This is a genomic window from Aurantimicrobium sp. INA4, from assembly GCF_027924525.1.
Lineage (GTDB): Bacteria > Actinomycetota > Actinomycetes > Actinomycetales > Microbacteriaceae > Aurantimicrobium.
Window position 1 is genome coordinate 812,592 of record NZ_AP027040.1, and the last position, 25,714, is coordinate 838,305.

The 25,714-nt window shown below is 51.0% G+C and carries 26 protein-coding genes; all 26 read right to left on the minus strand.

Features of this window, described 5'->3' with window-relative positions:
• Positions 1-50 precede the first annotated feature (50 nt).
• The 26 genes from lgt to pyrR are packed head-to-tail and all read right to left on the minus strand — an operon-like array spanning position 51 to position 25,654.
• Positions 51-905: a prolipoprotein diacylglyceryl transferase gene (gene lgt, locus AINA4_RS04025; RefSeq protein ID WP_281787639.1), complete on the minus strand. Its 855-nt coding sequence runs from the start codon at positions 903-905 to the stop codon at positions 51-53.
• A 39-nt stretch (positions 906-944) separates the two neighbouring features.
• Entirely contained in the window at positions 945-1,712 is a 768-nt protein-coding gene (gene trpA / locus AINA4_RS04030; protein WP_281786241.1) for a tryptophan synthase subunit alpha, read from the minus strand.
• On the minus strand, positions 1,709-2,914 hold the full coding sequence (trpB, locus tag AINA4_RS04035; RefSeq protein ID WP_281786242.1) for a tryptophan synthase subunit beta: 1,206 nt from the start codon (positions 2,912-2,914) through the stop codon (positions 1,709-1,711). Before trpB ends, trpA begins: the two co-directional genes overlap by 4 nt.
• Positions 2,915-3,685: an indole-3-glycerol phosphate synthase TrpC gene (trpC, locus tag AINA4_RS04040; protein ID WP_281786243.1), complete on the minus strand. Its 771-nt coding sequence runs from the start codon at positions 3,683-3,685 to the stop codon at positions 2,915-2,917. It lies immediately after the preceding gene.
• Entirely contained in the window at positions 3,686-3,922 is a 237-nt protein-coding gene (locus tag AINA4_RS04045; RefSeq protein WP_096381100.1) for a DUF6704 family protein, read from the minus strand.
• Positions 3,923-3,954: 32 nt separating this feature from the next.
• Complete coding sequence (locus tag AINA4_RS04050) at positions 3,955-4,593, minus strand: Trp biosynthesis-associated membrane protein (protein ID WP_281786244.1); 639 nt, start codon at positions 4,591-4,593, stop codon at positions 3,955-3,957.
• Between the two features lie 2 nt (positions 4,594-4,595).
• Entirely contained in the window at positions 4,596-6,122 is a 1,527-nt protein-coding gene (locus tag AINA4_RS04055; RefSeq protein WP_281786245.1) for an anthranilate synthase component I, read from the minus strand.
• A complete protein-coding gene (gene hisI / locus AINA4_RS04060) occupies positions 6,122-6,493 on the minus strand; it encodes a phosphoribosyl-AMP cyclohydrolase (protein WP_281786246.1) in 372 nt (123 codons plus the stop codon). Before hisI ends, AINA4_RS04055 begins: the two co-directional genes overlap by 1 nt.
• Positions 6,494-7,255, minus strand: a complete 762-nt coding sequence (hisF, locus tag AINA4_RS04065) for an imidazole glycerol phosphate synthase subunit HisF (protein WP_281786247.1) — start codon at positions 7,253-7,255, stop codon at positions 6,494-6,496. It abuts the gene before it with no gap.
• Positions 7,256-7,257: 2 nt separating this feature from the next.
• Positions 7,258-8,097, minus strand: coding sequence for an ATP phosphoribosyltransferase (hisG, locus tag AINA4_RS04070; RefSeq protein ID WP_281786248.1), 840 nt, complete (start codon positions 8,095-8,097; stop codon positions 7,258-7,260).
• A gap of 39 nt (positions 8,098-8,136) precedes the next feature.
• The gene (locus AINA4_RS04075) at positions 8,137-8,400 is read right to left on the minus strand and encodes a phosphoribosyl-ATP diphosphatase (protein WP_281786249.1); all 264 of its coding nucleotides are present in this window, start codon (positions 8,398-8,400) and stop codon (positions 8,137-8,139) included.
• Positions 8,401-8,423: 23 nt separating this feature from the next.
• Positions 8,424-9,089, minus strand: coding sequence for a ribulose-phosphate 3-epimerase (gene rpe / locus AINA4_RS04080; RefSeq protein ID WP_281786250.1), 666 nt, complete (start codon positions 9,087-9,089; stop codon positions 8,424-8,426).
• A gap of 9 nt (positions 9,090-9,098) precedes the next feature.
• Complete coding sequence (locus AINA4_RS04085) at positions 9,099-10,508, minus strand: transcription antitermination factor NusB (RefSeq protein ID WP_281786251.1); 1,410 nt, start codon at positions 10,506-10,508, stop codon at positions 9,099-9,101.
• Positions 10,505-11,419: a methionyl-tRNA formyltransferase gene (gene fmt, locus AINA4_RS04090; RefSeq protein WP_281786252.1), complete on the minus strand. Its 915-nt coding sequence runs from the start codon at positions 11,417-11,419 to the stop codon at positions 10,505-10,507. Before fmt ends, AINA4_RS04085 begins: the two co-directional genes overlap by 4 nt.
• 25 nt (positions 11,420-11,444) lie before the next feature.
• Positions 11,445-13,400 carry a primosomal protein N' gene (locus tag AINA4_RS04095; protein ID WP_281786253.1) on the minus strand — a complete coding sequence of 652 codons (1,956 nt, stop codon included), beginning with the start codon at positions 13,398-13,400 and terminating at the stop codon, positions 11,445-11,447.
• Positions 13,401-13,403: 3 nt separating this feature from the next.
• A complete protein-coding gene (metK, locus tag AINA4_RS04100; protein ID WP_281786254.1) occupies positions 13,404-14,567 on the minus strand; it encodes a methionine adenosyltransferase in 1,164 nt (387 codons plus the stop codon).
• A gap of 46 nt (positions 14,568-14,613) precedes the next feature.
• A complete protein-coding gene (coaBC, locus tag AINA4_RS04105; protein WP_281786255.1) occupies positions 14,614-15,834 on the minus strand; it encodes a bifunctional phosphopantothenoylcysteine decarboxylase/phosphopantothenate--cysteine ligase CoaBC in 1,221 nt (406 codons plus the stop codon).
• Between the two features lie 20 nt (positions 15,835-15,854).
• Positions 15,855-16,112 carry a DNA-directed RNA polymerase subunit omega gene (gene rpoZ / locus AINA4_RS04110; RefSeq protein ID WP_096381067.1) on the minus strand — a complete coding sequence of 86 codons (258 nt, stop codon included), beginning with the start codon at positions 16,110-16,112 and terminating at the stop codon, positions 15,855-15,857.
• Between the two features lie 3 nt (positions 16,113-16,115).
• Positions 16,116-17,003, minus strand: coding sequence for a guanylate kinase (gene gmk / locus AINA4_RS04115; protein ID WP_281786256.1), 888 nt, complete (start codon positions 17,001-17,003; stop codon positions 16,116-16,118).
• Positions 17,004-17,007: 4 nt separating this feature from the next.
• The gene (gene pyrF / locus AINA4_RS04120) at positions 17,008-17,859 is read right to left on the minus strand and encodes an orotidine-5'-phosphate decarboxylase (RefSeq protein ID WP_281786257.1); all 852 of its coding nucleotides are present in this window, start codon (positions 17,857-17,859) and stop codon (positions 17,008-17,010) included.
• Positions 17,856-21,146: a carbamoyl-phosphate synthase large subunit gene (gene carB / locus AINA4_RS04125; protein ID WP_281786258.1), complete on the minus strand. Its 3,291-nt coding sequence runs from the start codon at positions 21,144-21,146 to the stop codon at positions 17,856-17,858. The genes pyrF and carB overlap by 4 nt, the downstream gene beginning before the upstream one ends.
• Positions 21,146-22,300 (minus strand): glutamine-hydrolyzing carbamoyl-phosphate synthase small subunit, encoded by a 1,155-nt coding sequence (carA, locus tag AINA4_RS04130; protein ID WP_281786259.1) that lies wholly within the window; start codon positions 22,298-22,300, stop codon positions 21,146-21,148. Before carA ends, carB begins: the two co-directional genes overlap by 1 nt.
• Positions 22,297-22,833, minus strand: a complete 537-nt coding sequence (locus AINA4_RS04135) for a hypothetical protein (RefSeq protein WP_281786260.1) — start codon at positions 22,831-22,833, stop codon at positions 22,297-22,299. The genes carA and AINA4_RS04135 overlap by 4 nt, the downstream gene beginning before the upstream one ends.
• Positions 22,826-24,163: a dihydroorotase gene (locus AINA4_RS04140; protein ID WP_281786261.1), complete on the minus strand. Its 1,338-nt coding sequence runs from the start codon at positions 24,161-24,163 to the stop codon at positions 22,826-22,828. Before AINA4_RS04140 ends, AINA4_RS04135 begins: the two co-directional genes overlap by 8 nt.
• Positions 24,156-25,115, minus strand: coding sequence for an aspartate carbamoyltransferase catalytic subunit (locus AINA4_RS04145; RefSeq protein ID WP_281786262.1), 960 nt, complete (start codon positions 25,113-25,115; stop codon positions 24,156-24,158). The genes AINA4_RS04140 and AINA4_RS04145 overlap by 8 nt, the downstream gene beginning before the upstream one ends.
• A complete protein-coding gene (pyrR, locus tag AINA4_RS04150; protein WP_281786263.1) occupies positions 25,112-25,654 on the minus strand; it encodes a bifunctional pyr operon transcriptional regulator/uracil phosphoribosyltransferase PyrR in 543 nt (180 codons plus the stop codon). The genes AINA4_RS04145 and pyrR overlap by 4 nt, the downstream gene beginning before the upstream one ends.
• Positions 25,655-25,714: the final 60 nt, after the last annotated feature.

Sequence of the window (25,714 nt, forward strand, 5' to 3'; positions counted from 1 at the left end):
AAGTTACATCGATAACGGGGGCATCTTTGCCCGGATCCGACTGAAATAACTTACTTATCCAACTTTACAGCAGGACCACCCTCTACGTAGACACTGGGCTCTTTACCCGAGTGCCGACGGTTCTGAATGAAAATAATCAACACACCGACTAATACAGCAAGGAGGGCCGCCCACACATTGGTACGGATAGAGAAGAACGTTTCGCTCGAATCTAGGCGATATGTCTCGAAAACAGATCTACCAATCCCATACCAAATCAAATACACACCAAATGCTTTACCCCAACGAAGGTAGAACTTGCTTTCGAGTGCAAGGATGACAAACACTCCCAACAGATTCCACAGAATTTCATAGAGAAACATCGGGTGGAACAAGGTGCCTTCGGGCAATCCAACAGGGAATGCTGGGTTGGTTGATTCGATTTCAAGGCCCCACGGCAACGTGGTGGGCTGACCGAAAAGTTCATGGTTAAAGTAGTTTCCTAAACGGCCAGTTGCTTGTGCAATCAACATCGCAGGTGCAAGTGCGTCTGCGAATGACCAGAAACGAATACCGGTTTGCTTACAGCCGATCCACGCTCCAACTGCTCCACCCAAGAGTGAGCCGAAGATAGCGTTTCCACCTTCCCAGATATAGAAGACTTTCATCAGGTCTGCACCCTCATAAAAATAGTCAGCGGGGTGGGTGAAGACGTGATAAAAACGAGCGCCAATGATCCCTAAGGGCACTGCCCACAAGATGATGTCTAGGACAACACCTCGTTCAGCGCCACGCTTGGTAAGGCGCGCATCTGTAATCCACGCTGCCAAGGCAATGCCGGCAAGAATACACAGCGCATAAATGTGAATGCGAAGTAGACCTAGCTCGAAATATTGAATCGAGGGACTTGGAATACTCGTAATCAGATGCACAGTGCCAGTTTAGGTTGGAAAGAGAGCAAGAGGTTATTTCCCTCGAGCGAGTTCTTCTGCAACGGATCGAAGTGAATCAATACCTCCATCGTTGAGAGACTTGACAAGAGCAGAACCTACTATCGCACCATCGCCGTAAGCCAAAACCTCACTCACTTGGGCACCGTTCGAAATGCCTACGCCGACGCCGACATGGGTAGCTCCAACTGTGCGAAGACGTGCAACAAGAGATTTCGCAGCTACATCTACGTCTTGACGAGCACCAGTAATACCCATCGTTGAAACCGCATAAACAAAACCTCGACTGTTCTGTACCGCCTGTGCAAGACGTTCATCTGTGGAGGACGGAGCTGCCAAGAACACGCGATCTAGGTCATACTTTTCTGCAGCAGCAAGCCACTCTCCTGCTTCATCTGGGATGAGGTCGGGAGTAATAAGACCCGCACCACCAGCAGCAGCAAGATCAGACGCAAACTTGTCCACGCCATATTGAATAACCGGGTTGAAATAGGTCATCAATAGAACAGGAATATCAACACGAGCGGTGATTTGCTTCACTGCTTCGATGGCTTGGGGCAATTTGAATCCGTTTGCCAAAGCAACCTGAGTAGCTTCCTGAATGACCAAACCATCCATGACAGGATCAGAATAAGGAACACCCAACTCGAGGACGTCTACACCACTTTCGACGAGAGCTACTGCAGCTTCAATACTGTCTTCAAGGGTGGGGAAACCTACAGGAAGGTAGCCAATCAGCACCTTGCCTTTAGCGGAGATAGCTGCTTCAACCTTGGAACTCATGCTGCTCCCCCATCGAGAATGCCGAAGTACTTAGCAGCAGTTTCCATATCTTTGTCTCCGCGACCAGAATTATTCACCAAAATTATCGCATCAGGACCAAGCTCTTTACCTAGCTGCAGAGCACCTGCAAGGCCGTGTGCAGTTTCGATAGCGGGAATGATGCCTTCCGTGCGAGCTAAGAGACGCAACGCATCCATAGCCTCAGCATCTGTAATGGGGCGATAGTGTGCGCGACCAATGTCGTTCAACCAGGAATGCTCAGGTCCAACACCGGGATAGTCCAAACCGGCAGAGATGGAGTGAGACTCAATTGTCTGTCCATCTTCGTCTTGGAGCATGTAGGAACGAGCACCGTGTAGAACACCGGGGCGACCCTTGGTGATCGTTGCAGCGTGTTTAGGTGTGTCTACACCGCGACCCGCTGCTTCAAAACCATATAGGCCAACCGTGGGGTCGTCTAGGAACGCATGGAAGATACCTATGGCGTTTGAACCACCACCAACGCAAGCAGCGACAGCGGTAGGAAGTTGTCCAGTGATATCAAGCATCTGTTCACGAGCTTCTTCACCAATAATCTTGTGGAAATCACGGACCATGACTGGGAACGGGTGAGGTCCAGCTACAGTACCAAGCAAATAGTGAGTGGTGTCCACGTTGGCAACCCAGTCACGAAGTGCCTCATTGATGGCATCTTTGAGCGTGCGAGAACCGGTGGTGACCGGAATGACTGTGGCGCCGAGAAGACGCATACGGGCGACATTGAGCGCCTGACGTTCAGTGTCAACTTCACCCATGTAGACAACACATTCCAGACCAAAAAGGGCAGCTGCAGTGGCGCTGGCAACACCATGCTGGCCTGCACCGGTTTCTGCAATAATGCGTGTCTTTCCCAATCGCTTTGCTAAGAGGGCTTGCCCCAAAACATTGTTGATTTTGTGACTGCCAGTGTGGTTGAGATCTTCGCGCTTGAGGAATATACGAGCTCCCCCGGCGTGCTCCGCAAAACGAGGAACTTCCGTAATGATGGAAGGTCGACCGGTATAGGTGCGGTGAAGATCCGCTAATTCCTTCTGAAAACCGGGGTCAAATTTGGCAAGTTCATAGGCTACTGAAAGCTCATCCAGTGCAGCGATGAGTGATTCGGGAACAAAGCGTCCGCCGTATTCACCAAAGTAAGGACCAAGTTCATCGCGAAGAGCCATTTATACCGCCAGGAAGGATTGGAGGGTTGCTGCAGGGTCAGAGGTGACGAGAGCTTCACCTACGAGCACGACGTCAGCACCTGCGTCTCGATAGTGCTGAACATCTGTTGCGTTTCGTACTGCTGATTCTGCCACTTTGATGACGCCAGCAGGAATCTCGCCAACGAGTGAAGCAAAGAGATCTCTATCAAGCTCAAAGGTATTTAAGTTTCGCGCATTAACACCAATCAACTTCGCATCAATATCTAGCGCACGATGAAGTTCTTCACGTGAGTGTGTCTCGACCAATACGGTAAGGCCCAAAGAGAGAGCGAACGCGTTCAATTCGGCCAGAAGTTCTTGATCTAGTGCAGCAACAATGAGCAGAACAAGATCAGCTCCAGCAGCACGAGCTTCGAGGATTTGATATTTTTCGGCAATGAAGTCTTTACGCAAGACAGGAACAGAAACCTCGGCTCTGACAGCACGCAGATCATGAAGAGTTCCCTTAAATTTCCGGCCTTCTGTCAAGACACTGATAGTAGAAGCGCCATTGGCAGCGTAAGTGCGTGCAAGTGCAGCGGGATCAGATATTGGGGCAAGGTCGCCACGAGATGGACTTGCTCTTTTTACTTCAGCAATCACTTTGATGTGATCGCTAGGTGCAAGAAATTCAAGACCATTCAGTGCAGGAGTCTGCGCTAATGCTGCTGCTTCAACTTGTGCAAAGGATACAAATTCACGCCGTGCAGCCGCGTCAGCCAGTGCACCAGCTGTCAGGTCGGACAGCATTTAGTAGTGGTGTGGCTTGGGGGTGAACTTAGGACCGTTCACACCATAACCAAGCTTTGCCAGAAGGAATCCAAGTCCCCATCCGACAAAAATTCCGACGGCAGAAGCCCAGACAAGCCATTCAATCGCGAGGAAGAATGCGGTTGTCCCAATGACAAAAAATACCAACATGGTAATTACAGCGGTCCATGCTGCGGGCGAGTTGCCCTCTCCTGGATCAGCGATGTCGTTGCTCATGTCACTCCTCAGTAAAAACTTCACTCCCAATTCTAGTTGATAGTTGGGTCGATTCCGTGGCTCAACGAGTCCCAGGCATCAATATTTACCGAGGAAGTATCTTTGTTTTCTCCGACAGTGCTCTGTCGAGGCTTTGCTTGTAAAGAATCTGAGCTGCTTGGGTCAACTCTGTCAAACTTTCGACTACCGGTACCCCATTTACCTGCGGTGAACACAATGATGATTCCCAAAGGGACAAGAAGGATTCCTGCAACTACGGAAATACCCGGCCAAGCCGTTAACCAAGATGAAAGAACGAAAGTCCGTAACGTTTCAATGTCGCTGATTGCACTCAACGAAGTCAGCAATGGTGCTGCTGCAAGAACTGGGTCAGTCCAGGCAGAAAGGCTGATAAACACAACAGCGATGCCAAGTCCCAAGAGCAAAACACCCAGTATTCGACGAATGACAACTGATGACAGTGCAAGCGCTGCGGTAATTGCAAAGCCAGCTAGTCCAAATGCGCTCAAACCTGGTGCGGCTATCTGACCGGATACTGCCAGACCCTCAGAATTCTCAGTTGGAAAGGTAACTTCAAGGAAAAACCATGTTTGTGACCAGCTAATCAGAATTGCTGCTGACAGGACGAAAGCCGCAAACAGAGAGTATGTCTTGAACTTTCGGTAGTTCATGGTCACACCTTCTTCAATGCGTTAGCGATAGCCACAGCACGCAAGGGAGCAGCTGCCTTGTTTTGAGTTTCGAGATATTCGGTTTCAGGTACTGAATCCATCACGAGGCCAGCACCTGCCTGGACATAAGCCTTGTCGTCTTTGAGTACAACCGTGCGAATAGCGATAGCCAAATCAGCATCCCCTGCGAAGTCAAAGTATCCAACTACTCCCCCATACACGCCACGTTGAGCAGGTTCGAGGTCGTCAATGATTTCGAGGGCTCGGGGTTTAGGAGCACCGCTGAGCGTTCCTGCAGGAAAAGTGGCCCGAAAAACATCAACGGGACCCTTTCCTGCAACAAGGTCTCCTTCAACTGAACTTACGATGTGCATGATGTGCGAGAAACGTTCCACACGCATGAACTCAGTCACCTCTACTGAACCAGCATCACAGACCCGCAAGAGATCATTACGAGCAAGGTCAACAAGCATTAAGTGCTCAGAACGTTCCTTATCATCTGCCAGCAGATCAGTCTCTAATTCCAGATCTTGTTCAGGATTTGCACCCCGTGGCCTCGAACCTGCAATCGGGTGTGTAAAGACACGCCCCGAGGACACTTTGACGAGTGCCTCTGGGCTGGAACCCACAATTGAGTAGGGATTACCATCAACAGTTTCCAGCGCCAACAAATACATGTATGGGCTGGGGTTCAAGCTCCGGAGCACGCGATACACATCTTCAGGAGAAGCTGAATTATCAGCATCGAAGCGTTGTGAGATGACTACCTGGAACACATCACCATCGACGATGTGCCTCTTTGAAGCAACTACTGCGTCAAGGAAATCCTGTTTGGGTGTGCGAAGACGAGGTTTGGCGGCCGTATCAAGGTCAATGTGCGCCAAGCCGACGGGTCCAGGAACGGAAAGTCGGAGTTGCAGATCATCCAATCGCGCTTGTGCACTGGTGAAGAGTTCTTCAGATGAAGGTGAATCACCCAGAACAAGAACGTTGGAGATCAGTGTGACTGTTCCAAATTTGTGATCGAGAACGATGACCTCGCGTGAAAAACTTAAACCCTGTCGAGGAATAGAGAAATCAGCAGGAGGTTCACTTGGAAGTTTCTCCAACTCTCGAATGGCTTCCCATCCGATAAAACCTACGAGTGCACCCGTCAGTGGGGGCATCCCCTCGATGTGAGGTGTCTTCCAACGTCGGTAAAGAGCATCCAGCGCGCTCAGACCTGTCGCTGGGATCTCACTGCCGAAAGCATCTTGTGAAGACAGTCCATAATCTTGCCACTGAGGAGTTCCGTCATGATCGGTAATGACGCCATAGCTTGAAACCCCGACGAAAGAGAATCGGGACCAAATACCGCCCTGTTCTGCGGATTCGAGTAGAAATGATCCTGGTACACCCGAAGCAAGCTTCCGATAAATGCTGATGGGTGTTTCAGCATCTGCAAAAAGTGACCGTGTGACAGGAATTACTTTGTGTCCCTCAGCAAGCAATGAGCTGAATGACTGCAAGTTGGTGTCGTGCTTAGCCACTACTCCCCCTGACCAATCACAGAAGAGTCCACATCGTCGACAGCGGCAACCTCATATTTTTCAAAACAAGTGCGTGATCCGGTGTGGCACGCAGCACCAATCTGTTCAACACCGATGAGCAAAGTATCAGCATCACAGTCGTGGTGCACTGAACGAACGAATTGAGCGTGACCGCTAGTGTCGCCTTTTCGCCAATACTCTCGGCGGGATCGAGACCAGAAAGTGACTCGCCCTTCAGCGAGAGTTCTTCGAACAGCCTCAGCGTTCATGTATCCGAGCATCAGAACATCGTTGTTGGCAACATCTTGAATGATGGCGGGGATCAAACCTTGCGAGTCATACTTCAAGCTGGATGGATCGAAAGCTGACATTTATCGCACCTCAAACCCATCGTTTTTCAAAACTGATTTTACTTCTTCAATAGTGACAGCTTTGGAGTGGAAAATACTTGCAGCAAGTGCTGCGTCTGCTCCTGCGTGAATAGCAGGGGGAAAATCATCTGCTGACCCGGCGCCTCCACTGGCAATAATGGGGACAGAACTAATCTCTCGAATTGCTGAGATTAATTCGAGGTCGAAACCATCTTTAGTTCCATCTGCATCAATTGAATTCACCAGAAGCTCACCAGCGCCCCGATTAATGGCCTCGCGAGCCCATTCAAGCGCGTCAATGTCTGTGAGTTCGCGACCACCATGAGTCGTCACAACGAAACCAGACGGGGTCGACGAAGACCGAGTGATGTCCAAGGACAGCACAAGTACTTGTGCACCAAAGCGACTAGATATTTCATCCACCAACTCAGGTCGTTGAATGGCAGCGCTGTTGACACCGACCTTATCTGCACCGTGAGCGAGTAACTGAGCAACATCCTCAACAGTGCGAACACCGCCACCCACCGTCAAAGGGATAAAAACTGCATCTGCCGTGCGAGCAACGACGTCAAACATGGTGGAACGGTTTTCTACCGTGGCTTTGACGTCCAGAAACGTAATCTCGTCTGCACCTTGCTCGTAGTAATAACGAGCAAGCTCAACAGGATCTCCCTGGTCTTTCAGATTCAGGAAGTTGACACCCTTGACTACTCGACCATCAGCTACGTCGAGGCAGGGAATGATGCGAACAGCTACTGACATGGTTACAGGCGAGCAGCGTGGATCGCAGAAACCAATATGGCGCGGGCACCAAGGTCATAGAGCTTGTCCATGACGTCATTACGATCCGCACGTGGAACCATAACACGCACGGCAACCCATTCGGGGTCGTGCAGTGGGCTAACTGTGGGTGACTCAATACCAGGTGCAATCGCACAAGCTTCATCTAAGAACTTCTTGGGTACGTCGTAATCCATCAGGACATACTGTTTTGCCACAAGAACACCCTGCAAACGACGCATCAGGGTGCTAATGCCATCGATGGAGGCATCGCGACTAATCAATACTGCTGTGGATTCGAGGATGACAGGGCCGAAGATATCCAGACCTGCCTTACGCAGAGTCGAACCGGTAGAGACAACATCAGCAACAGCGTCGGCAACACCTAAGCGAACGGCCGATTCAACAGCACCGTCCAACTTGACCAGGTGTGACTGCACTCCGGCTTGTGCAAGGAAAGTACCCACGAGACCTGGGTAGCTCGTAGCAACACGCTTTCCTGCAAGATCAGAAAGATCTGAGAAAGTTCCTGCAGGCCCAGCAAAACGAAATGTAGAGTCACCGAATGAAAGTTCGGCAATTTCTTTAGCTTCTGAGTAAGAATCAAGCAGTAAATCGCGGCCTGTGATTCCTACGTCCAGCGCACCCGAACCAACATATGTGGCGATATCTCTCGGACGAAGATAGAAGAACTCAACACCATTCCGAGTATCGGAGTAGTGGAGATCTCTTTGATCTTTTCGACCGGTGTAACCGGCTTCGTAGAGCATTTCAGCAGATATCTCAGCTAGAGAGCCTTTGTTTGGAATAGCTACGCGCAACATTTAAGTAAACCTTTGTGAAGTGGAAAAGAAACTCAGTGTTTAGAGATGATGGTTGACTTCGTCGAGCGAGATGCCCTTGGCAATCATCAAAACCTGCACATGGTAGAGAAGCTGAGAAATTTCTTCGGCAGTTGCCTCTTGAGATTGGTATTCAGCAGCCATCCAGACTTCTGCTGCTTCTTCAACGATTTTCTTACCAATAGCGTGAACGCCAGCATCAAGTTCAGCTACAGTTCGCGAACCTTCTGGGCGCTCGACAGCCTTTGCTGAGAGCTCGGAGAAGAGGGAATCAAAAGATTTCACCTCTTAAGGCTACCCTGCTCGAACTAGTGCTTGTGCGCAGAGTGAGCTGCAGCTCTCAAACCAGCAATGGCCTTTTCTGGATTTCCAGAGTTATAGACGCTTGAACCAGCAACAAAAGTGTCTGCACCGGCTTCTGCGGCAATCACGATGGTGTCCAGAGTGATACCACCATCTACTTGCAGCCAGACGTCTAGTCCTGATTTCTTTCGAGCTTCATCGAGCAGCGCAAGCTTAGGCATGACATCGGGGATAAATGATTGACCGCCAAAACCTGGTTCAACGGTCATCACGAGAATTTGATCAAATTCGGAGATGAGTTCCAGATATGGCTCAATATCTGTCCCAGGTTTCACAGCAAGACCAGCGCGAGCACCGATTTCACGCAAACGGCGCGCGACTGCAACGGGATTGACTGTGGACTCAGCATGGAAGGTCACCGAATACGCACCAAGTTCTGCATAACCGGACGCCCAGCGTTCTGGATTCTCGATCATGAGGTGAACATCAAGTGGGATCGGCGAAACATCCTGTATGCGACCAACCATCTGAGGCCCAAAGGTGAGGTTAGGCACAAAATGATTGTCCATCACATCTACGTGCACAAGATCCGCAGTTGCTATGGAACCCAGGTCTCGCTCCATGTTGACGAAGTCAGCGGAAAGGATGCTGGGATTGATCCGAATGGCCATGTTCCCAGCCTATTCCGACTTAGTCAGAAGTGAGATGAACATGGCATCTGTGCCATGTCGATGCGGCCACAGCTGAACAGATAATGAATCTCCGGCAATATCCATGGATTCCATTGCTACTTCAGATAACACAGAACGCGCATCAAGCTCAGAAACATTCTGATTCTTTCGAAGTGCGCCTTCGACTACTGCTCGAGTCTCGGCAAGGTGCGGAGAACACGTGACATAGGCAAGAACTCCCCCGGGCTTCAGCGCTTGAAGCGCGCTGGTGAGAAGTTGAGACTGCAGCGCGGTGAGATCACCAACATCCTTAGGAGATTTTCTCCATCTGGCCTCGGGACGCCGTCGCAGAGCTCCTAATCCAGTACATGGAGCATCAAGAAGAATACGGTCATAGTTATTGGGCTGGACCAGTCCAATATCAACACCATCTCCGGTAACAACGTTAACGTCAGGAAGGATGGCTAAGGCTTTACGAACCAGGTCTGCACGTCCAGGAATAACTTCATTAGCTGTTAATACAGCTCCACCTAGTGTTGCTTCTGCAGCCAGAAGTGCCGCTTTGCCGCCTGGACCTGCACACATATCCAGCCACTTCTCGCCTGGTGTGATCTCGTGGTGACGAGAGAGCACGAGTGCAGCAAGTTGAGAACCTTCATCTTGAACACGAACGACACCTTCTCGCACGCGAGAAAAACGCGTTGGGTCACCACCAGTATTCAACGACATCCCTAGAGGTGAGTAGTTCGTGGGTTCACCTTCTACTTCGTCGTTGGCATCAACGAAACCTGGAAGCTCAACTAGAGTCACTCGAGGATTGAGATTGTCACTTGCGAGAAGACTCTCGAGCTCCTCACCTCTACCCTCTGCTTCCAAACTCTGTTTGAGAGCACGAACAATCCACACTGGATGCGAATACAGAGCAGCGAGTCGCTCATCTGAATTCGAGATGTCCTGGGTGATGAACTCTTGCCAGTCTTCTAGGTCGTGACGACTTGTGCGACGAAGGACAGCGTTGACAAAGCCAACCGCGCCGAGTGACGCCATGTGTTCGGCAAGGTTCACACTTTCATCAACGGCTGCATGCTGTGCCACTCGCATATTAAGGAGCTGATGAACTCCCATGCGAAGAATGTTCAAAACAACTAAATCAATGGTGTCGATATCACGAGCTGCGGCATTTGCAATGACACGGTCATAGAACCCTTGCATCCGCAATGTGCCATAAGTGAGCTCTGTGGCCAGGCCAGCATCATTTGAGCTGAGTCCAAACTCTTTGATCTTTGCGGGCAAGGCAAGGTTTGCATAGGCGTCATCAACATCAACGGCCATGAGTACCTCAAAAGCGACCAGACGCGATGGCGTAACTGGCCGTGAACGTCGTGGTCCTTTTGTATGCGGTCTTTTGTCGTTGTTCACGAAACGTGTACTACTTCCTGTCTGAGGCCACGAAACCAGTCCATGGCAGACATTCCTTGTTTACCAGCCGGTTGAACGCTGATCAGTTCTAGAGAACCAGTAACGCATCCCAGATAAAGCTTTTTAGAAACTGAGGTGATTGCAGAAGGAACTACCTCTTCATCCGTCCCTATTCGGGCCTCAATAATCTTGAGACGTTCGTCACCGATGAGGACGAAGGCACCAGGTTCTGGAGTAACACCTCTGAATTGGTTATAGACAAATTCTGAATCCTGAGAGAGGTTGAGGTGAGCATCTTCTAGAGAAAGTTTTCGAGCGTAGGTTGACTCACCAATTTGAGGCTTGGGCTCTGCAAACCTAGTGTCAATAGATCGCACTACATCTAAAACTTGCCGTGCACCAAGAACCGAGAGCCTCGTCAGCAACTCCCCCGCGGTTTCATCCGGAAGGATGGGCCACTCCCGTGAGTCATATACATCACCGGCATCTAGTTCTTGAACTAGTTGAAAGACAGAAGAACCAGCCTGTGATGCACCAGAAATGACCTGCCACTGAACCGGTGCAGCACCACGCCAGTGAGGCAAAGTTGAGAAGTGAAGATTGATCCAGCCTAGTTTCACAGATTCAAGAGTCTGCTGTGGGAGTAAAGCACCATATGCAACCACGACACCTAAGTCTGCCGCAGAATCTTCAATTGCTTTCTGAACTTCATCTTCAATGCGATTGGCGTAAATCACTGGAATACCCTGGGCAATTGCAACCTGTGCTACCGGAGACGGAGTCAAGATGCGCTTGCGACCTTGAGGTGCATCTGGCCTCGTCAACACGGCAACAACCTCGAAGTCACTGCTGATCAGGGCTTCGAGGGTGGGAACAGCGGCCTCTGGAGTGCCTGCGAAAATAATCTTCACAACACCCACCTCACACGAGAAAACATTAGAGCGAGTCGATATCAGGGTCGTCGAAACGCACTCTCAGTCTAAGCACTCGCGCAGCACGCTCTGACGAGGCAGGCGGCTTCTTCGAGCGTGTAGCAGACGTAATTACTGCTGCACGGAGATGTGTAGCTAACTTTTCGCCGTCTTTATACTCAAAGAAGACGAGAGCGCGGGAAGAACCATCTGGTTGACCGACCGGGCCAAGAACACGATAGTCCGCAAGCGTAGGCAGTTCATCACAGGTCGTCCGAACCATCTCTGCAGAGCCAGAAATCGAAACCACGCGCACGGCTGGTGGCAAATGTAGCTGCATTCGATCAGCTAACTCATGCGCTGCCCACCGAACTTGTGCAGAATCAACCAAAGTCCGACCAAGAGCCACTCCAGCACCATTAATAAACACTCTGGCATCTGGCTTAGCCAGGGCAATGGTGTTACTCCAATTACGAAGTACATCTTCGTCAACTCGGAAGGCCTCTCTTCCTCTCAGGCGTTCACCGTCTAAGAGCAAGATGGCAGCATAACCACCTTCAGCAACCGGTTCTGCACCAGGAGTCGCAACAACAACTGCGGGTGTAGCTGGAACGGACGTGATGATGTGCCCACCATCCGCAACAATCACTTTCACACCAGGAAAAGCTCGACCTATTTCATCAGAAGTTCGCTCTGTACCAGCAGCAATCGGTCGAAGTTGTTTTCCGCCACAGCCCTGGCATGTCCATGCAGCATTGAGATTGCCACACCAACGACAGCTAGGAGAGAAATTGCGATGAGCTAAGTGCAATGGCCCATTACAGGAAGAACATGTTGCTCGCTCATTGCATCCGCTACACACCAGTGCGGGTGAAAATCCTGGACTAGCAACTTGAACGAGCACAGGACCTCGTTCCAATGCTTTCCTAGCGCCTAACCATGCGGCACTTGGAATACGTGAAGGTGTGGTTCCCTCCTCTAGATGTGCATCTGTGAGGACAATCTCGGGCTGAGCAACATCGCGGACTGGCGCCTCAGTGAAGAACCCAAGTTCAACTAGGCGCTGGGTTTCAAGTGATCGTGTGTGCGAAGCAAAGAGCAATGAGCAGCCAGTGAGTGACTGACGAACTAAGGCGACATCTCGTGCGTGTGCGTAAGGAGCAAGAGGTTCCTCGAAGTTGTGGTCTCCGTCATCCCACACAACCACGAGTCCCACATTATGGGCAGGAGCCAGAGTTGCAGACCTGTTTCCGAGAATGATGAGAGGTTCTTCTGTGAGAGATCGTAAGTAGTTGACGTATCGCTCTTGCCCCGAAAGCTTTGCGTCAACACGAATGAAATGACCTTCTAGACCTGCCTCAATAAAGACTTTTTCAAGTTTCTCTATATCCCTAAAGTCAGGAACAGCAAAAATAGTGCTGGAACCCTGAGCTAACTGTTCTGCGGCAAGAGCGACAAACAGTTCTACCCAATTCGACGAGGTTGCTTGTGAGGTGATTTCAAGCCGGGGTGGCACTTTGAGGGCAAGTCGAGAACCAGCAGAGACATCGAGTGCGGTGAATTCAGCGGGTTTCTCGGGAATTTCGCCACTGTATTGCTCTCGCTTCACAGATTCTGCAAGAAAAGCCTTTTCTGCTCGTACATAGCGTGCGGGGATGATCAAACGGAGAACATCCATGGCAGATCCTGCTTGTCGGTCCGCTATTTTGCGAGCGAGTTCGAGTGTGTCAGGTTTCAACAACGAAACAGGAGAAATAACTTTCTCGATGAACTGCAGGTCTCCGGTGAACTCAGGTTTTTCGCTCAGGGCAGTGACATACGCGTCAGAAAATCGTGCGCCGCCCCGCAGTGGGACAGAGACTTTTGAACCCACACGGACATCGCCAAGGAGTGACTCAGGGATACGGTATTCAAATACGTGGTCAAGCTGAGGTAACGAGGTGTCTAACAACACACTCGCAAACCCAGGTTGTGGGTTCACGTATTACAGACCAGCCAAACGGCGAAGTTCGTCAACCTTGTCGAGCTTTTCCCAGGTGAAATCAGGAAGTTCACGGCCAAAGTGACCATATGCAGATGTCTGACGATAGATCGGACGAAGAAGGTCTAATTCTCGAATGATGCCTGCTGGGCTGAGATCAAAGGTGTCCCGTATTGCCTTAATAATGACAGAGTCATCAACCTTGCCCGTTCCAAAGGTTTCCACGTAAAGACCTACTGGCTGTGCCACACCGATGGCATACGCAATCTGTACTTCAAGCTTTTCTGCAAAACCTGCGGCTACAGCATTCTTTGCGACATGGCGCATTGCATAAGCAGCCGAACGGTCGACCTTTGAGGGATCTTTTCCAGAGAAGGCACCGCCACCATGACGGCTTGCACCACCATACGTGTCCACGATGATTTTGCGCCCTGTGAGACCAGCATCACCCTTGGGACCGCCAATTTCGAACTTGCCCATGGGGTTGACCATGAAGTTTGTGTCGGCAGAGCTAAAACCAGCGTCTGCAAGAACAGGGCGAATGATGTGATCAATGACATCTGCGCGCAGGCTCTCAAGTGACGATTCTGCCTGTGGTGCATGTTGGGTAGACACCACTACCGTCTCGATGGTTCGAGGAATGATTCCCTCATAACCCACAGTGACCTGAGTTTTTCCATCAGGACGAAGATAAGCGAGCTGTCCGCTCTTGCGAGCTTCAGTCAAGCGTTCAGCAATGCGGTGTGAAAGATAGATTGGCAGCGGCATGAGCTGTGCAGTCTCTGTGGTGGCATATCCAAACATGATGCCCTGATCGCCAGCACCCTGCTCTTCTTGTCCGAATACGAGGTTGGCAATGTCAGGTGACTGTTGTCCGATGGAAACTGAAACACCACAGCTATCGCCATCAAAACCGATGTCTGACGAGGTGTAACCGATGTCTTTGACCACGTTGCGGACGATCTCAGGAATCTCCGCATAACCTTCGGTTGTAACCTCACCGGCAACGTGGACCAAACCGGTAGTAACAAGGGTTTCAACGGCTACTCGACTGCCCTTGTCCTGTTCGAGCAGATTATCCAGAATGCTGTCTGAAATCTGGTCACAAATTTTGTCGGGGTGTCCTTCTGTGACAGATTCGGAAGTGAATAGTCGTAAAGCGCTCATGGCGATTAGTCCTCTCGTGCGTAGACGTTGGATTGTGCCACGCGAATTACGCGATGTGGAATGGCGGTGTTGCGATGCAATCGAGAATAGTGTCCGCTACAGACATCTTTGATCCGGTTGCAGTAATCAGAATATCTCCACCACAAGCTAACACTGTGACGGTGTTACTTTCTGTTCCAAAGCCTTGATCCCAACCAACCTGATTGAGGATCAAAAGGTCGCACCCCTTACGGGCAAGTTTTTCCTGCCCGATTCGAATGAGTTCATCTTCCGTTGCGGTTTCTGCTGCAAAACCAATAATGAGTTGCTTTGCTGATTTAGACGAAGACAATTCTTTAAGGATGTCTGGGTTTTCAACGAGAGTGAGGTGGAGCACTCCACCGTTGTCTGATTTCTTCAACTTTGAACCAGAGACTGTATCCATACGATAGTCAGAAACTGCTGCTGCCATGATGACAATGTCGAACTCTGGTGAAAGAGTCATAACTTCACTGTGCATCTGCGCCGCAGTGGATACAGAAACGAGATCCACTCCGGCAGGCGGTTCAACTTCGAGATGTGCTGCTATGAGTGTGACATCAGCACCACGTTGCATCGCACGTTGAGCGAGTGCAACCGCTTGCTTACCCGATGAGCGATTGCCAATAAAGCGAACAGGATCTAGTGGTTCACGCGTGCCACCACCGGTGATCAAGATTCGCTTACCGACGAGGTCATGCTTTGTTTCACCGGAAACTGCCTCGTAGGCTGCCGCAATGATGTCTTCAGGTTCACTCATTCGACCTGGGCCAGAATCTGAACCAGTGAGTTGGCCCACACCAGGACCTACAACGACAACACCACGAGACCGCAACGTAGAAATATTCGCTTGTGTTGCGGGATTTTCCCACATCTCCGTGTGCATTGCTGGTGCTACAACAAGCGGACCACGTCGAGCGAGAACAGTGTTCCCCAGAAGGTCAGGAGCTAATCCAGCAGCAAATTGTGCGAGTGTATTTGCGGTAGCTGGAGCTACTACGATGACGTCTGCTTGCTGTCCCAGGGCAACATGGCGAACTTGAGCTACATCGTCATACAGGCCGACATTAACGGGGTTACGACTGATTGCTTCGAGTGTAGGACGACCCACAAATTGCAGTGCGGCTTCAGTTGCTACCACGTCTACATGGTGTCCGTCTTTGACAAACCCTCGAACGACAGAAACTGCCTTATACGCAGCAATGCCGCCGGTTATCCCGACGACAATGCGTAAAGGTGTGCGCGACACTTCAGGTGTCGATTCGGTTATTAGGCCGAAAGTGGACGAGCGATGAGCTTGTCCTCGTTGATTTCGTGCAGAGCGACGGAAAGCGGCTTGTCGTCAATGTTGGAGTCAACGAGGGGACCAACATTGTCGAAGAGGCTTCCTTCGTGAAGATCAGAGTAATAGTCATTGATCTGACGAGCACGCTTAGAGGCGAAAATCACCAAAGCATACTTTGAATCAACCTTTGAGAGCAGGTCATCGATTGGTGGATTGATAATTCCTTCAAGCTTGGTAGCCATGTTTTACTCCTTGATAAGTCCCATTAAGTCTACGACCTGTTGGGCAGCTTCGGTGACGTCACGGTTAATTACTCGTACGTCAAATTCATCTTTCGCAGCAAGTTCGCCGTAAGCAGTTTCCAATCTGCGTTGGATTTCTTCTTCGGATTCAGTTCCACGTTCGCGTAAACGTCTAACAAGTTCATCCCAGTCGGGAGGCAAAAGAAACACGAGACGAGCCTCTGGCATGGTTTCGCGAATTTGTCTCGCACCCTGAATATCAATTTCAAAAAGAACACTTCTGCCCTGAGACAACGCATTCTCAATAGGCCCACGAGGTGTTCCATATTTGTGTTGTCCGTGGACTTCCGCCCATTCGAGGAGTGCTTCTGAATAGATCATGGCGTCGAATTCTCCATGATCAATGAAGTAGTAGTTGACGCCGTCCACTTCACCTGGGCGAGGGTCGCGCGTGGTTGCAGAGATGGAAAGGTGAACTTGAGGATGGTTGCGAACAATGTGGTTGACAACTGTTCCCTTACCTACACCGGAAGGACCCACGAGTACAACAGCTTTTGGCGGCCAAGTCTCTTTTCGTTTTGCTTGGTAGGCAAGTATCCATTTACGCAAACCTGCTCGCTGGTGTTTTCCTAAACCACCAAGGCGTTTGCGGGGAGAAATATCTAGCTCTTCAAGAATGCGTGGAATCTTGTTGACTCCCACACCACGCAGTGATTTCAAGAAATCAGTAACCCGAATAGTTGCTTCGGAAGACGACGGATCAATCGTGGCAACAACAAAGACATCAAGCGCAGATCTGCGACCCTCAAAAACATCCGCCTTAATTGCGGCACGTTTGCGACGCGCCACGACTCCCGCCTGCGCTGCAGCGCGGCGGTCAACCTCAGGCATGACGTTAGGCAAGGGCGGAAGCGACCTCTCCTGCACGACGAGTAACTGATTCAACAACACCCTCACGACCAGCTGAGAGGACACTTCTCGTTTCCGACACAATCAAGTTTGTCGAAAGGTTCCCAAACAAGCGTTGAGCATCTTCAACACGAGCGCCCTGGAAGCCGAAACCTGGAGCAAGTACGGGAAGTGCAGGATAGTCATCTGGCTGAATTCCCAAACTTGGCAGGTCGAGGGTTGCGCCGAGAACTGCACCAACTGAATTCAGCGGCGTTGATTCAGTTGCCAACCTTGCAACGTCACTCAACATGGCAGCCGCGACAGTCTTACCTTGATGAATTCCTTGAGTGACCTGTGCAGTCTGCAGAAGCGCAGCTTCCGGGTTACTGGTCGCAGAAAGAATGAAGACACCCTTATTGTGTGAGAGCGCATACTCAACGGTCTGTGAGAGGGCTCCCGAGCCCAAGTACGGGCTGACAGTAATGGCATCAGATTCCAGATTCCATCCTGGAGTCAGCCATGCCTGAGCATAAGCTTCCATGGTGCTGCCAATGTCTCCGCGCTTACAGTCGGAGATCACCAACAATCCAGCATCACGAGCACGTCGAATGATGTATTCGAGGGCTTCCATGCCTTTGGCGCCGTGACGTTCATAGAAGGCAACCTGTGGTTTGATGATGCCAACTTGACCGACACACGCATCAATGACTCGCAGTGAGAATTCACGCAGGCTCACAGAGGTGTCTTCAAACTCCCACTCTTTGAGTAGGAACGGATGTGGATCAATACCCACACACAAGTGTCCAAACTGCTGGAAGGCAGCTTGGAGACGATCCCCGAACCCTACTTCACTCATACTTTGGCCAGAGCCTCACGACGCTTGATGGCATAGTCCTGCAAACTGCACACATCAAAACCTTCGCGGATTGTGTCGATAGATGCAACAGCTGCACTAACCTGAGCCATGTTGGTAAAGAGAGGCTTATCGGCAGCAATAGCGGAGGCACGAATCTCATACCCATCAGCACGAGCAGTTGAACCACTCGGTGTGTTGATCACAATGTCGACCTCGTTACGGTTGATGAGTTCAACTATGGTGTCATCGCCCAACTTTGCGCTTACCTTGCCGATGATGCTTGCAGGGATGCCATTGCGCTGAAGTATTTCAGCAGTTCCTTCTGTGGCCACAATCTTGAATCCCAATTGCGAGAAACGAAGTGCAGGCAAAATGATGTTGCGCTTGTCTCGATCTGCAACCGAGATGAACACTGTGCCTGATGATGGTAGCCCACCGTAAGCTCCAGCTTGAGCTTTAGCAAAGGCAATGGGGAAATTCACATCCATACCCATGACTTCACCGGTTGAGCGCATTTCTGGGCCGAGAAGCGAGTCCACTACCTTGCCTGCAGGGGTGCGGAATCGCTTGAACGGAAGGACTGCTTCTTTCACCGCGATAGGGGCATCCATAGGAACTACAGAACCGTCTTGAGCTGGAAGAAGACCCTCGGTTATCAGATCACGAATACTCTCCCCCACCATGATGCGGCTCGCAGCCTTGGCAAGAGGAATACCTAGCGCTTTAGAGACAAATGGAACCGTTCGAGATGCACGTGGGTTGGCTTCGAGCACGTAGAGAACTCCGGCACCGATCGCGAACTGGACGTTGAGCAAACCTTTAACGCCGATTCCCTTGGCAATAGCCAAAGTTGCTTCACGAACGCGATCAACATCTTTCTTTCCCAGTGAAATGGGGGGAAGAGTACAAGCTGAGTCACCGGAGTGAACACCTGCTTCTTCGATGTGCTCCATCACACCGCCGACGTAGAGTTGTTCTCCGTCGAAGAGCGCATCCACGTCAATTTCTATAGCGTCATCCAAGAAACGATCTACTAACAGTGGAGATTCTGGTCCAACAATGGCTTGGCCATCGATGCGGACGAAATAATCACGCAAAGTGGCGGTGTCGAAGACAATCTCCATACCGCGACCACCGAGCACATAAGAAGGACGGACGAGTACGGGATAACCGATCTCTTCTGCTACCTTCACCGCACCTTCGACATCCGTTGCGGTTCCATTTCGAGGAGCCAGAAGGTTGGCTGCGTCCAGTATGCGACTGAATTCACCACGTTCTTCGGCAAGGTCAATTGCTTCAGGAGTGGTTCCCAATATAGGAACACCAGCTGCTTTGAGGCCCTTCGCAAGCCCTAGAGCTGTTTGCCCACCGAGCTGAACAACAACCCCGACAAGTTCTCCCGACTTGCTCTCGGCATGAATAACCTCGAGAACATCTTCCAACGTGAGAGGCTCAAAATAGAGGCGATCACTGGTGTCATAGTCTGTCGAGACTGTCTCAGGGTTGCAGTTGATCATGATGGTTTCGTAACCAGCATCCGAAAGTGCAAACGAGGCATGAACACAGGAGTAGTCGAACTCAACGCCCTGACCAATACGGTTCGGACCAGAGCCGAGAATAACGACCTTCTTACGATCACTCGGCATCACCTCTGTCTCAAGGTCATAGCTTGAGTAGTGATACGGGGTGAGGGCCGGGAATTCACCTGCACAAGTGTCTACCGTCTTGAAAACGGGTCGAATATCGAGGGCATAACGCTGGTTACGAACCTCCTGCTCGGTTAGTCCACGAAGCTCTGCGATTTGGGCATCAGAGAAGCCAAAGTCCTTGGCATAGCGGATGACTGAGGCATTCAGTTCAGGTGCTGCTTGAACTTCAGCAGCAACTTCGTTGATCAAAACGATCTGGTCAATAAACCAAGGGTCAATCTTGGTGGCATCGAAAACTTGTTTCGGCGTTGCGCCCTTACGCAAAGCCTGTTGAACGGTCACAATACGTCCGTCAGTAGGAACCTTGGAGATAGAAAGAAGCTCTTCTACAGAACGGGTTTCCTCTCCCCAGTGGAATGAGCTTCCACGCTTCTCCAGAGAACGAAGAGCCTTCTGAAGCGCGGTCGCATAATTACGGCCAATAGCCATTGCCTCACCGACAGATTTCATGGTGGTGGTCAATGTGGCATCTGCTGCAGGGAACTTCTCAAAAGCAAAGCGAGGAACCTTGACCACAACGTAGTCGAGGGTGGGCTCGAAGGAAGCTGGAGTCACCTTAGTGATGTCGTTAGGGATTTCATCGAGGCGATATCCAATTGCCAACTTGGCAGCAATCTTGGCAATGGGGAAACCGGTTGCCTTGGATGCCAGCGCAGATGAGCGAGAAACACGAGGGTTCATCTCAATCACGATGACACGGCCATCCTTGGGATCGACAGCGAACTGTATGTTACATCCACCTGTGTCAACGCCAACGAGACGAATAATCTCTATGCCGATGTCACGAAGGTTTTGGTACTCACGGTCAGTTAGCGTTAGCGCTGGCGCCAGAGTAATGGAGTCACCGGTGTGAACACCGACGGGATCCACGTTTTCAATGGAACAGACGACAACGGTGTTGTCGGCGGTGTCACGCATGAGCTCGAGTTCGTATTCTTTCCAACCCAAGATGCTCTCTTCGAGAAGAACCTCACTTGTAGGGCTTGAGTGAAGTCCATCACCAGCGATGCGGATGAGATCTTCCTCGTTGTAAGCAAAGCCTGAGCCCAAACCACCCATGGTGAAGGACGGACGAACAACGAGGGGGTAACCCAAGTCTTTTGCTGCTTCGAGGCACTCTTCAAGGGTGTGGGCGATGTAGGACTTGGCAACATCAGCACCCGAGGCAAGAACGAGTTCCTTGAAGATCTGGCGGTCTTCACCCTTACGTATGGCTTCGACTTTTGCGCCAATGAGCTCAACACCGTGACGCTCAAGAGCACCATTCTCGTGCAGTGAGATGGCAGCGTTGAGTGCGGTCTGTCCGCCAAGTGTTGGCAAAATGGCGTCTGGCTTTTCCTTGATAATGATTGCTTCAATGACCTCAGGAGTGATGGGCTCCACATAGGTTGCATCAGCGAAATCAGGGTCGGTCATAATGGTGGCGGGGTTCGAGTTCACAAGAATTACTCGAATGCCTTCTTCACGCAGCACACGGCAGGCCTGTGTGCCTGAGTAATCAAACTCGCAAGCTTGACCAATCACGATTGGACCGGAGCCAATTACGAGGACTGAATTGATGTCTGGACGACGTGGCATTAGTTTGATGCTCCCGAGGTAGTAGCGGATGCGAGGACCATGTCGCGGAAACGGTCAAAGAGATAGTTGCTGTCGTGTGGTCCCGACGCAGCTTCTGGGTGGTATTGGACAGAGAATGCATTGATGTCGAGGCAACGAAGCCCTTCAACAACTTGGTCGTTCAAGCTGTAATGGCTCACCTCGACCCGGCCAAATCCGGCTGGAGATTCAAGCACTCCTTCGATCGGGGCATCCACTGCAAATCCGTGGTTCTGGCTAGTGATCTCCACACGACCAGTTGCCTTGTCTAGCACTGGCTGGTTGATACCGCGGTGACCGAAGGGCAGTTTGTAAGTCTTGAAACCAAGCGCGCGACCTAACAGCTGGTTACCGAAGCAGATACCGAAGAACGGAATTCCTGCCTTGAGGACGGTGCTCAGAAGTTCCACATGTTTGTCACTGGCTGCAGGGTCACCAGGACCGTTAGAGAAGAACAGTGCTGAAGGCTTCATGGCAAGAATTTGCTCTGCCGTCACTGTCTGTGGCAATACGTGAGCATCAAAGCCGCGCTCTGCGATGTAGTTGACCGTGGAGGTCTTGACACCGAGGTCAAGAATCGCGACAGAACCGATCTTCTCCCCCACTGCGGGAACGACATATTCTTCTTGGGTAGAAACCTGGGCAGAAAGGTTCTTTCCAGCCATTTGGTCGGCTTCAAGCACCTTTTTCAGTTGAGCTTCAGGAGTTTCTGCCGCTGATGCTCCTGAGAATATTCCAGCGCGCATGGCACCCTTTGAGCGAATGTGGCGGGTAACTGCGCGGGTGTCGATGCCTTGAATACCGACGATACCTTCGTGATCAAGGTCGTTATCCAGGCTTCGTTCAGCACGGAAGTTCGAGACGATACGTGAGGCATCTCGCACGACATAGCCGGCAACCCAGATACGTCGAGACTCCATGTCCACATCGTTCATTCCAGTGTTACCAATATGCGGCGCTGTCATGAGAACAATTTGTCCCGCATAGGAAGGGTCAGTCAGGGTCTCCTGATAACCGGACATGCCAGTGGCAAAAACGATTTCACCGAAGGTGGTTCCTTCGGTGCCATAGGCACGGCCTTCGAAACGTGAACCGTCCTCGAGAACTAATACAGCATTGGGGGTCGTCAGACTCACGAGGAAACCTCTTTCGATGTGGCGTTGGGGAAGTTGGAAACGAGTGCCTTTTCGCAGGCGAGACGGATTTCAGGGATTGAAAAGCGGAAAAAGGAGGTAAATTCGACAGATTCACCTCGTGCGGTATCCCAAGCTGACCATGAAATTGCCGTGAGGCCGTCTTTTTCAACAGCCTTGTCTATAGCAACTTGTGTTCGATGAATCTGAACAATCTGGGCAGAAGGAATAAACGTATTCTTTTCACCTCGCGGAGCAATAGTAATTCCATCTGAACTAACCAAAAGATGGGCATCGGCACGGAAACCCAAACCTGGAAGTGTAAGTCGATAAAGAGGATCTGCAGCCAACGTTGTTGCGACGTAGAATCCGGAAAATTCAACCGGTGCAGAAGTGTGATCAGTGACAGAGGTTCCAGGCAACACTATTTGAAAACGAGAATCCCGCTTGACTTTCTTTCGCCAAGACAAGACCATTCCCAGTATTGCCAGTACAACAAGTACAAGAACGATTCCTGTTACGAGTGCTTTATCCACGTGACACCTCCAGTGCAGAGGCAGAAACAATTGATGAATCCACTACTTGCTTGTCAGCTGCAGTCAGATAACCCTGGTGAATGGTAGTGACAACTTGTCCAGCAAGTTCAACACCTAGGTATGGAGAGTTGTGTGACAGGCTAGCAAGGTCCTCAATCCCAAAGTTTCGACGAATCGAAGGATCCACCAAAACAAGTTCTGCTTGAACTCCGGGTTGTATTTTCTGACCGTGGGTCTCCAATCCCCCAATTTGAGCTGGGGTTTCAGATAGAACGCGCGCAACGTCATTCCAGCCCATCAACCCTGTTTCAATCATGGTGGTTTGGACGACCGCGAGAGCTGATTCAAGTCCTACCATTCCGAAAGCAGCCGCACCCCATTCACAGTCTTTGGATTCAACTGGATGAGGGGCATGATCCGTTGCAACGATGTCAATGGTTCCATCTGCAAGAGCGTCACGCAGGGCCATCACATCCTCAGTGCGTCGAAGAGGTGGGTTTACCTTATACCGAGCGTCGTAACTTTCTGCACATTCGTCAGTGAGGAGCAGGTGATGTGGTGTGACTTCTGCAGTGACGTTGATGCCTCGTTTCTTCGCCCAGCGAATGACGTCAACGGAACCTGCCGTGGATAGGTGACAGATATGTAGACGAGATCCAGTGTGTTCAGCCAGGAGAACGTCGCGAGCAATGATGGATTCTTCAGCAACCGCTGGCCAACCTGCTAAACCGAGGCGAGCAGAAACTTCGCCCTCGTTCATCTGGGCGTCAACAGTGAGACGTGGTTCCTGAGCATGCTGAGCAATGACACCGCCAAATGTCTTCACATATTCAAGTGCACGTCTCATGATGAGTGGGTCGAAAACACACTTTCCATCATCGGAGAAGACGCGGACTGTAGCGCGCGAGTTGGCCATGGCGCCCAACTCAGCAAGCTGGAGTCCTTCCAGACCTTTTGTTACAGCACCAATAGGGCGCACTGTCGCATAGCCGGCTTCATCGCCGAGGCGAAGCACCTGTTCGACTACACCTGCAGTGTCTGCAACGGGAAGTGTGTTTGCCATCGCAAAGACGGACGTGAATCCACCCAGTGCCGCAGCTTGTGTGCCGGTGAGTACTGTTTCAGACTGCTCGTAACCAGGCTCACGAAGGTGGGTATGGAGATCAACCAAACCAGGAAGTGCGATTAAACCATCTGCATCTATCTTGGTAGCTGAGGTCGAGCTGAGTCCTTTACCTACTGCAGAAATACGTGTTCCTTCAACAAGGATGTCGGCACGAGTTCCATCTGGGAGGGTCGCTCCGGTGATGAGTAGATCTGGATTAGTCATGAGTTACCTCTCGTTCACCGGTGAGAACCATGTAGAGAGCTGCCATGCGCACGGACACACCGTTGGCAACCTGTTCAAGAACTGTTGATTGTGGTGAGTCAGCAGCTACAGAGCTGATTTCTAGACCTCGGTTCATAGGACCGGGGTGCATCACCATAGCTTTCGCTGGAAGTGAGAAAAATCGCTCTTGAGTCAGTCCCCACATATTGGAGTATTCACGCTCATTGGGGAAGAAAGCATCGTGCATGCGTTCTTGCTGAATACGGAGCATCATCACCACATCAGGTTTGCTCTGAGCAAGAGCTTCGTCAAGGTCATAGCTAAAAGAAACTGGCCACGTGTCGACAGCATGAGGCAAAAGTGTGGGCGGGGCCACGAGCTGCACCTCAGCTCCCAACGTTTGCAAAAGCCACACATTAGACCGGGCCACACGAGAGTGCAGGATGTCCCCTACGATCGTCACCTTCACACCGTCGAGACCTTTACCGCGTGAACTAGCACCATGTAATCGCTTGCGCATCGTGAAGGCATCCAAAAGCGCTTGTGTGGGGTGTTCGTGGGTGCCATCACCGGCGTTGATGACAGGTGCGTCAATCCATCCACTTTGAGCAAGAACTTGTGGCGCACCAGATGCACCATGACGAATCACAACTGCGTCGATTCCCATTGCTGCCAAAGTTTGAGTGGTGTCCTTGAGGCTTTCCCCTTTAGACACGCTTGAACCTTTCGCAGCAAAGTTAATGACGTCTGCAGAAAGGCGTTTCTCGGCTGCCTCAAAAGAGATTCTCGTTCTAGTGGAGTCTTCGAAAAAGAGATTCACAACTGTTTTGCCACGCAGGGCTGGGAGTTTTTTTACCTCGCGCTCATTCACAGCAGACATGTCCTCAGCGATATCGAGGAGTTGTATTGCTTCGTCGCGGGAGACATCTCGGGTGCTCAGAAGATGCTTCATGCGCTCACCACCTCTTCGATCTCTACGCCATCTTCGCCATCGTGTTCGACCAGAAGCACGTTGATCCGCTCGCCGTGAGCTGAAGGAAGATTCTTTCCAACAAAGTCGGCACGAATGGGAAGTTCTCGATGGCCACGATCTGCTAGGACCGCTAAACGAACAACCTTGGGTCGGCCAAGATCGGTGAGGGCGTCGAGCGCTGCACGGACTGTGCGGCCACTGTAAAGAACATCGTCTACCAGGACTACCGTTGTGTCATCGATGCTCACAGGAACTTCTGTGGGCGCTGTAGAACGTGTGGGCTGCTGATAAAGGTCGTCGCGGTACATCGTGACGTCCAAGGAGCCAACGGGCACTGAAGATCCGGGAACGATGGATTCAAGAATGACAGAAAGTCGGTGTGCAAGTGTCACACCACGAGTAGGAATGCCAAGCAGAACGAGTGACTGAGCTCCTCGATTAGATTCGAGGATTTCGTGAGCAATCCGCGTCAGTGCGCGTTGCATGTCAGTCGCCTGCATGATGGCTCGTGCAGTCATTCTGACCTCCTTCCCCGCCTCTCTGGACGGAAATTAAAGGATGTCTAATTGGTTCTAGTG

What these genes read in the sequence shown, in the direction of transcription:
- carB (WP_281786258.1), bottom strand. Translation starts at nt 21,146, where the DNA reads ATGCCACGTCGTCCAGACATCAATTCAGTCCTCGTAATTGGCTCCGGT.
- rpe (WP_281786250.1), bottom strand. Translation starts at nt 9,089, where the DNA reads ATGGCCATTCGGATCAATCCCAGCATCCTTTCCGCTGACTTCGTCAAC.
- hisI (WP_281786246.1), bottom strand. Translation starts at nt 6,493, where the DNA reads ATGTCAGCTTTCGATCCATCCAGCTTGAAGTATGACTCGCAAGGTTTG.
- AINA4_RS04050 (WP_281786244.1), bottom strand. Translation starts at nt 4,593, where the DNA reads ATGAACTACCGAAAGTTCAAGACATACTCTCTGTTTGCGGCTTTCGTC.
- trpA (WP_281786241.1), bottom strand. Translation starts at nt 1,712, where the DNA reads ATGAGTTCCAAGGTTGAAGCAGCTATCTCCGCTAAAGGCAAGGTGCTG.
- hisF (WP_281786247.1), bottom strand. Translation starts at nt 7,255, where the DNA reads ATGTCAGTAGCTGTTCGCATCATTCCCTGCCTCGACGTAGCTGATGGT.
- AINA4_RS04140 (WP_281786261.1), bottom strand. Translation starts at nt 24,163, where the DNA reads ATGACTAATCCAGATCTACTCATCACCGGAGCGACCCTCCCAGATGGA.
- AINA4_RS04045 (WP_096381100.1), bottom strand. Translation starts at nt 3,922, where the DNA reads ATGAGCAACGACATCGCTGATCCAGGAGAGGGCAACTCGCCCGCAGCA.
- pyrF (WP_281786257.1), bottom strand. Translation starts at nt 17,859, where the DNA reads ATGAGTGAAGTAGGGTTCGGGGATCGTCTCCAAGCTGCCTTCCAGCAG.
- rpoZ (WP_096381067.1), bottom strand. Translation starts at nt 16,112, where the DNA reads ATGGCTACCAAGCTTGAAGGAATTATCAATCCACCAATCGATGACCTG.
- trpC (WP_281786243.1), bottom strand. Translation starts at nt 3,685, where the DNA reads ATGCTGTCCGACCTGACAGCTGGTGCACTGGCTGACGCGGCTGCACGG.
- metK (WP_281786254.1), bottom strand. Translation starts at nt 14,567, where the DNA reads ATGAGCGCTTTACGACTATTCACTTCCGAATCTGTCACAGAAGGACAC.
- hisG (WP_281786248.1), bottom strand. Translation starts at nt 8,097, where the DNA reads ATGTTGCGCGTAGCTATTCCAAACAAAGGCTCTCTAGCTGAGATATCT.
- gmk (WP_281786256.1), bottom strand. Translation starts at nt 17,003, where the DNA reads ATGCCTGAGGTTGACCGCCGCGCTGCAGCGCAGGCGGGAGTCGTGGCG.
- pyrR (WP_281786263.1), bottom strand. Translation starts at nt 25,654, where the DNA reads ATGACTGCACGAGCCATCATGCAGGCGACTGACATGCAACGCGCACTG.
- trpB (WP_281786242.1), bottom strand. Translation starts at nt 2,914, where the DNA reads ATGGCTCTTCGCGATGAACTTGGTCCTTACTTTGGTGAATACGGCGGA.
- AINA4_RS04145 (WP_281786262.1), bottom strand. Translation starts at nt 25,115, where the DNA reads ATGAAGCATCTTCTGAGCACCCGAGATGTCTCCCGCGACGAAGCAATA.